The sequence below is a fragment of the Bifidobacterium italicum genome (genome assembly GCF_002286915.1).
GTDB classification, from domain to species: domain Bacteria; phylum Actinomycetota; class Actinomycetes; order Actinomycetales; family Bifidobacteriaceae; genus Bifidobacterium; species Bifidobacterium italicum.
In genome coordinates this window covers 1-7202 of sequence record NZ_MVOG01000048.1, presented here as the reverse complement: position 1 = coordinate 7202, position 7202 = coordinate 1, and the positions used below count along the sequence as shown (strand labels likewise).

The following is a 7202-nucleotide window of genomic DNA, read 5'->3' as shown; positions in this document are numbered from 1 at the left end:
GGCCGTGACGGCGCGCGCCATGACGCTGTCGGCGTCGGTCGGGTCGATGATCGTGACCGGCAGGTCCGGGGCGCTCGTGCGCAGCGCGTCGAGCATCGGCCGCTGGTCGACGCCAATGACGACGGCGCCCCTGAGCCGGTCGCGCACTTCGGCGACGAGCTGTTCGAAGCGTCCTCCCTTGGCCAGGCCGCCGGCGATCCATACGACGCTGCCCGGCGCGAAGCTGCCCAGCGAGGCGCGCGCCGCATGCGCGTTCGTCGCCTTCGAATCGTCGACGAAGCGGATCGCGCGGCCGTCGGGCGGCGTCAGCCGGGCGACCTCCTCGATGCGGTGGCCGCCCGGCTTGAAACGCTTGAGCGCGTCGAGCGCGACGTCGACGTCGACATCCATCGCCGTCACGAGGATGAGCGCGGTGAGCGCATCGGCGACCAGATGCGGGTAGAGCGTGCCGTCCGGCTCCATCAGATGCGGGAAGTCGGCGAGCGCGGCGAGACGGTGCGCGACGCCGACCGGCGTGCCGGTGACGCCGGCCATGTCGACGATCCAGCCGTCCTCGACGCCGATCTGGCCTGCGGACGGCTCGGCGAGCGTGAAGCCGACGGCGACGCAGCCCTCGGCCGTCTTCGCCTCGCGCGCCAGCTCGCTGACGCGTTCGTCCTGCGCGTTGTAGGCGATGACGCGACGCGCGCCGTCGAAGACCTTCGACTTGTCCTCGGCGTAGGCCTCGATGCCGCCGTGCCAGTCGAGATGGTCGGCGGCGATGTTCGTGATCGCGGCGCCGGCGAGCGCGAGCGAATACGTGAAGTGCAGCTGGAACGAGCTCAGTTCGACGCACAGCACGTCGTTGGCCGGGTCGAGCGCGGCGTGCGAGACGGCCTTGCCGATGTTGCCGACGGCCGGCGCCGTCAGCCCGCATGCGGTGAGCATCGCCGAGGTCATCTCCGTCGTGCTCGTCTTGCCGTTCGTGCCGGTGATGCCGATCCACGGCGCCGGACGGCCGGTCCTCGCGTTGTCCACGCGCATGAGCCATGCGAGTTCGACCTCGCTGACGACCGGGATGCCGCGGCGGCGCGCCTCGAGGATGAACGGCGTGCGCGGGTTGAACACCGGCGACGTGCACACGAGGTCGACGCGATCCCATGGGATGGCGTCGAAGGAGTTGAGGTCGGCGTCCTCCTTGCGTTCGTCGACGCCGATGACCTCCTTGGCGCACGGGCGCAGGATGTCCACGATGCTGCGGCCCGAAACGCCGAGTCCCGCCACCACCACCGTCATATGCCCAAGGTCGAGTTCCATTGTTGCTGTCCTTCCGTCCGTGTCGTGGATCGTCTCAGGTCCGCGCATGCCCATGCCGCCCGTCGTTGCGCGCGTCCGCGGGCGGCGTGCGGACGCGCGGGGCCGGTCAGGCGTGCCACAGGCCCGAGCGCGCGACCCAATCGCCGTAGAAGATGACGAGGCCCACCATGACGAACATGAGCTCGATCATCCAGAAGCGCACGACGACCTTGCCTTCGGTCCATCCCTCGAGTTCGAAGTGGTGGTGGATCGGCGCCATCTTGAACACGCGCCTGCCGGTCGCCTTGAAATAGCCGACCTGGATGACGTCGCTCATCGCCTCGATGACGAACAGGCCGCCGATGATGATCGCGAGGAACTCGGTGTGCGTCTCGATCGACAGCGCCGCGAACAGGCCGCCGAGCGCGAGCGAACCGGTGTCGCCCATGAAGATCGACGCCGGATTGCAGTTGTACCACAGGAAGCCGAGGCACGCCATCGCCGCGCAGCAGGCGATGATCGCCAGATCGAGCGGGTCGGAGACGGCGTAGGTGAAGCCGGAATGCCCGGCGCCGGCCAGATGGTAGCTTTCCCAGATCGCGATGATCGCGTAGCCGACGAAGGCGACCATCGATGATCCGGCGCACAGGCCGTCGAGGCCGTCGGACAGGTTGACGGCGTTCGTCCACGCGGCCATCAGGAAGTTGACCCAGATGACGAAGAGGATGATCGCGAGCGCGCGGCCGGCGAAGTCGAAGCTGACGAACGGCTTCTCGATGAAGCTCATGCCGGCCTGCGCGCTCGGGAACCCGGATTTCGTCGGCAGCACGAGCGCGAGCACGGCGAACAGTGTCGCGAAGACGATCTGCCCGAGGAACTTGCCGCCGACGGTCAGGCCCTCGTTCTGCTTCTTGCGCACCTTCGCGAAATCATCGATGAAGCCCAGCAGTCCCATCGACGCCATCGCGAACAATGCGAGGACGGCCGACCATGACGGCACGACGCCGTGGCAGCAGTAGCGGTACAGCGCGCTCGCGCCCCAGCCGAGAAGCACGGCGAGCACGATGACGACGCCGCCGAGCGTCGGCGTGCCGCGTTTGACGAGGTGCGACTGCGGTCCGTCCTGGCGGATGTACTGGCCGTAGTTGAGCTTGTGCACGATGCGGATGAGCAGCGGCGTGCCGATCATCGTCACGATCAGCGAGACCAAGATGCCAATGATGAGTGCGATCACCTGAGGTTCTCCATTCGGTTGCGTGGTTGCCGTGGGTTGCGTGGCCTCATCGCGCGCCGCCGGTCCAGCGCGTCGCGAGCGCGCTCAGTCCGGAGGCGTGGGAGCCCTTGAGCAGCACGGCCATGTCGGCGTGCGCGGCGTTGAGGCGGCGTACGGCCTCGTCGGCGTCCGTCGTGTTCGTGACGGCGGCGACGGGGCGCGCATCCCCGGGGCCGAGCGCCCCGCGCGCGCCGTCGGCGATGGCCTGCGCCAGCGTGTTGAGATGTCCGTCGCCGTCGGCGCCGACCGCGATGAGCGCGTCGGCGCCCGTCTCGATGGCGTAGCGGCCGACGTCGCGGTGCGCGCGCCCCTCGTCGTCGCCGAGCTCGAGCATCGCGCCGAGCACGGCGACGCGGTAAGGCTGTGTGTCCTCCTGCGCACGCCATGCGACGAGCCCGTCGATCCCGGCGCGCATCGAATCGGGGTTCGCGTTGAACGAGTCGTCGATGAGCGTGAAGCGGCCGCCGTCGTGCACGACCTCGGACACGGCCATGCGGTGCGGGCTGACGGTCGTGACCGCGGAGAGCACGTCGGCGATCCGCCCGAGCGGCATCCCCTCGAGACGCGCGACGGCCGCCGCGGCGAGCGCGTTCATGACGTTGTGCGCGCCGCCGATGCCGAGCGTGACGCGCTGTTCGACGCCGCCGGCATCGACGATCGTGAACACCGGGCGCCCCAGATCGTCGAGCGCGACGTCGTCGGCGGCCACATAGCCGTCCTCGTCGTGGGCCTGCGCATGCTCGAGGCCGAACCAGACGACCCGGCCTGGCGCGATCGCGCTCATCGCCGCGACGCGCGCGTCGTCGGCGTTGAGCACGCTCACGCCGTCGTTGAGCAGGCCGCGCACGATCTCGCTCTTCGCCTGGGCGATGTGCTCGACCGAGCCGAACTCGCCGAGGTGCGCGACGCCGACCTTGAGCACGACGGCGACGTCCGGCGGCGCGATCGTCGTCAGATGCGCGATCTCTCCCAGATGGTTCGCCCCCATCTCGGCGATGAGGTAGCGTGTGCGCTCGTCCACTTCAAGCGCCGTCAGCGGCAGGCCGATCTCGTTGTTGAACGAGCCGACCGGCGCGACCGTGCGTCCGAGCGTGGACAGCAGCGCCTTGAGCAGGTCCTTCGTCGTCGTCTTGCCGACCGAGCCGGTGATGCCGACGACGGTGAACGGCGCGCGGCTCTCGCGGCGCATGCGCAGATTGGCCTGGGCGAGCAGTCCGAGCGCCTCGACGGTGTCCCTGACGACGATCTGCGGGCACGGCGTGTCCATGATCTCGTGGTCGACGATCGCGGCGAGCGCGCCCTGGGCTTCGGCCCGGGCGACGAAGTCGTGGCCGTCGACGTGCTCGCCGGCGATCGCGACGAACAGCGAACCTTCGGCCGCCTTGCGCGAATCGGTGACGACGTCGGCCACGACCTCTTCGGCCGTCGCGCCGCCGGCGTTGATCAGGCGGCCGTCGACTGCCCGGGCCGCCTGGCCCAGCTTCATCCTCATCATCATTGTCTCCTTCGTGTCGAAGCCTTGTCGTCCGTCGGCGCCGCGCTCAGCGCAGCTCCCTGGACACGCGCAGCGCGTTGCGGATGTTCGTCTTGCGCACTCCGGCGGCGAGCGTCATCGCGATCGCGAGCGACAGCGCACGCGTATGCCCGTCGCCGAAGTCGGCCTGCTCGGCCATCGTGTCGGTCTCCGCGTCGCGCTGCGCCAGATGCGTGTTCGCGTCGAGCGTGCAGCCGTACTGCTCGGCCACATGCGCGATCATCTCGTCGACGTGGCCGCCGGCGTCGTCGTAGCCGAGCACGTCGACTCCGACCGATTCGAGCGCGCCGGCGGCGACGGTGCGGCTGTTGAGCGCGAGGATGATCGCGGCGGCCCCGTCCTCGACGCACACCGAGAGGACGCGCTGCATCGCGAAGGCGTCGACCGGATAGGTCAGGTCGAGGAACCGTTCGAGCGACTGCGAGTCGCCCTCGCACACGGTGCCGACCGGGTTGCCGAGCATGTGCAGGAACTGCGCGAGCATGTCGACGTCCTCGCGCACATGGTCGGCGTCGCTGCCGGCGACCGCGAAGACGGCGATCGATTCGGCGGGGCGTCCGGCGATCGAGGCGGCGAGTTCGCCGACCCGGCGCGGCGACGGGTCGGCGAACAGCACCGGCACCTGCGGATCGTCGACGGCGTTGCGCATCGACGTCGGCAGCATGACGGCGTAGGCGCCGCGACGCACGGCGAGCGCGATCCGGCCCCTGTCGACGCGCGCGCCGGGCATGTACAGCGCGCCCGGCGTGACCGAGTCCACGTCGTTCGCGAGCGACGTGACGGTCACGTCGCGCGCGAAGTCCGGTACGAGCTCGCAGCCGTAGCGGTCCTCGAGCATGCCGAGCGTCAGGCGCTGGGACGTCGTTTCGTTGATTGCGCTCATCGTTGCTTCCTCTCCTTGTGCTTCCCCGACCCGTGCGCTCACCACTGCACCGGGATGGCGTCCTTGCGCGGCTGCGAGTTCGGCACCTCGTACTTCTGCATCAGGAACTTGCCGATCTCGGCGAAGACCGGTCCCGCCGTCAGGCCGCCGTACGCGCCTTCCGGGTCCTTGAGGATGACGGTGATGACGAAGCGCGGGTCGTCGGCCGGGATGATGCCCGAGTAGTCGCTGATCAGCGACGAGAGCCGGCCGTCGGCGCCGGCGACCTCGGCGGTGCCGGACTTCGAGGCGACGCGGTAGCCGTCGACGCCCGCGAATCCCTGCGAAGCGTAGTGCTCGGAGACCGATTCCATCGCGTTGAGCACCTGCTTGGAGACCGATTCGTCGATGACGCGCGTCGAGGCGCCGGTCTCGCTCTCACGCGTCCTGCCGTCGGCGCCGACGACCGCCTTGATGATCGACTGCGGCTTCCTGACGCCGCCGTTCGCGATGACGCTCACCGCGTTCGTCAGCTGCAGCGCGTTGACCGTGTAGCCCTGTCCGAACAGCACGGTGTTGCGCGTGCGTCCGTCCCACTGCGAGGCCTGCGCGAGCAGCCCCTGCGATTCGCCCGGCAGCCCCAGACCCGTCAGCTGCCCGATGCCGAAGCGGCGCAGATAGTCGTAGCGTTTGTCGTCGCCGAGGTTCTCGGAGGCGAGGATCGTGCCGATGTTCGACGACTGCTCGAGGATGCCCGCCATCGTCCAGCGCTCGTCGCCGTGCTCGAAGGAGTCCTTGTACTGCTGTCCGTCGAGCGTGAGCGTCGAGGGCACCGTGAACTTGTCGCCCATCGTGTGCAGCCCCTCCTGGATGATGCCGGACATCGTGAACACCTTGCCGATCGATCCGGGCTCGAAGGTCTCGTTGACCGCGCGCGCCACGTTGAGCTTCGCGTCGTCGCTGCCGGCCTCGATGTCGTCGGTGTCGGCGAGCGCGACGATCTGCCCGTTGCGCACGTTCTGCACGACGGCGATGCCCCAGCCGGCCTTGTACTTCTCCTTGCTCTGCCTGAGGATCTGCTCGACGCGCCACTGCACGTCGCGGTCGATCGTCAGCTGCACGTCGGCGCCGTTGACCGCCGCCTTCGAATCGGTCACCGTGCCGGGGATCTGCTCGCCGCCGTTGCCCTGCTGGTAGATCTCGTAGCCGTCGGTACCGGTGAGCGCTTTGTCCTCGAGCTGCTCGACGCCGGCGACGCCCTTGCCCTCGTCGTCGACGCCGCCGAGGAAGACGCCGAGGAGCGACCCGTTCGAGTAGACGCGTTCGTCGCTCAGCTCGCCGTAGACGATGCCGCCCAGATGCAGCGCGCTGATCTTGCGCTTGACCTCGGGGGTCACGTCCTTCTTGAGCACCGCGTACTGGCCGGTGCCCGCGAGCTTGCCGCCGATCTCGGCGGCGCTCATGTCCAGCAGCGGCGCGAGCAGCTGCGCGACGGCGGCCACGCCGGTCGTCTTGAGCGGCTTGCCGTCGAGCTGCTGGCAGTAGTCCTCGGTGCGCGGCGTGCAGTCGAGCGGCGTGAAGTCCTGCGCGGCCTGCGGGTTGCCGACGATCGTGTAGCGTTCGACGCTCTGGGCGAGCACGACGCCGTTGGCGTCCATGATCCTGCCGCGCTTGGCGCCGAGCGTGACCTGCACGGTGCGGGCGCGCGTGGCCGCCTGCGCGGTGCGCGCGCCTTCGACGAGCTGGAGCACGCCGAGCTGCACGAGGCACGCCGAGGCGAGCAGCGCGAGCGCGACGCCGAGCACGAGGGCGTTGCGCATCGGCTTGGCGAGCGTCCTGAACGAACGGATGGGATGCATCATGGCTTAGTGGGTGCCTTCCTGTGACGGGGTGTATCCGTTGAGGTCGATCGACAGCGAACCCTGCGCGGGGACCATCTTCATCTTCTGCGCGCGCTCGGGCAGCGTGGCCTCGAGCTGCGAGAGCTTCGTCTGGTCCTCCTCGACGTCCTGCTGCAGCATCGTGATGTGCTGCTCGATCGCGGCGGCCTCGAAGGAGTTCGAGCTCATCTGCGTGCGTAGCAGCAGCGCGCCGAGCAGGCACGCACCGAGGAACAGCACGGCGACGACGATGTGCACGACCGGCGAGCGACGTGTGCGCGTCCAGTCGAGCAGCCGCTCCATGCGGCGGCCGACCTTCGGCGACGAGGCGCGGCGGTTCTCGACGACGTGCAGCTGCGGGCGCTTCTGGACACGGCC

Annotated in this window: 6 protein-coding genes; all 6 read right to left on the bottom strand. The window is 69.2% G+C overall.

The genetic code is table 11. The features are described 5' to 3' along the window. The coding region (gene murD, locus B1400_RS08820; RefSeq protein WP_095614023.1) for a UDP-N-acetylmuramoyl-L-alanine--D-glutamate ligase at positions 1-1296 on the bottom strand (1296 nt) is incomplete at its 3' end. Positions 1297-1402: 106 nt separating this feature from the next. Further along, entirely contained in the window at positions 1403-2509 is a 1107-nt protein-coding gene (gene mraY / locus B1400_RS08815) for a phospho-N-acetylmuramoyl-pentapeptide-transferase (protein WP_095614022.1), read from the bottom strand. A 46-nt stretch (positions 2510-2555) separates the two neighbouring features. Continuing rightward, complete coding sequence (locus tag B1400_RS08810) at positions 2556-4043, bottom strand: UDP-N-acetylmuramoyl-tripeptide--D-alanyl-D-alanine ligase (protein ID WP_095614026.1); 1488 nt, start codon at positions 4041-4043, stop codon at positions 2556-2558. A 46-nt stretch (positions 4044-4089) separates the two neighbouring features. After that, positions 4090-4965, bottom strand: coding sequence for a UDP-N-acetylmuramyl peptide synthase (locus B1400_RS08805; RefSeq protein WP_095614021.1), 876 nt, complete (start codon positions 4963-4965; stop codon positions 4090-4092). Between the two features lie 38 nt (positions 4966-5003). Continuing rightward, positions 5004-6803, bottom strand: coding sequence for a peptidoglycan D,D-transpeptidase FtsI family protein (locus tag B1400_RS08800; RefSeq protein WP_095614025.1), 1800 nt, complete (start codon positions 6801-6803; stop codon positions 5004-5006). 6 nt (positions 6804-6809) lie between these two features. Next, positions 6810-7202: hypothetical protein (locus B1400_RS08795; protein ID WP_235607409.1), on the bottom strand; the 393-nt coding region annotated here is incomplete at its 5' end.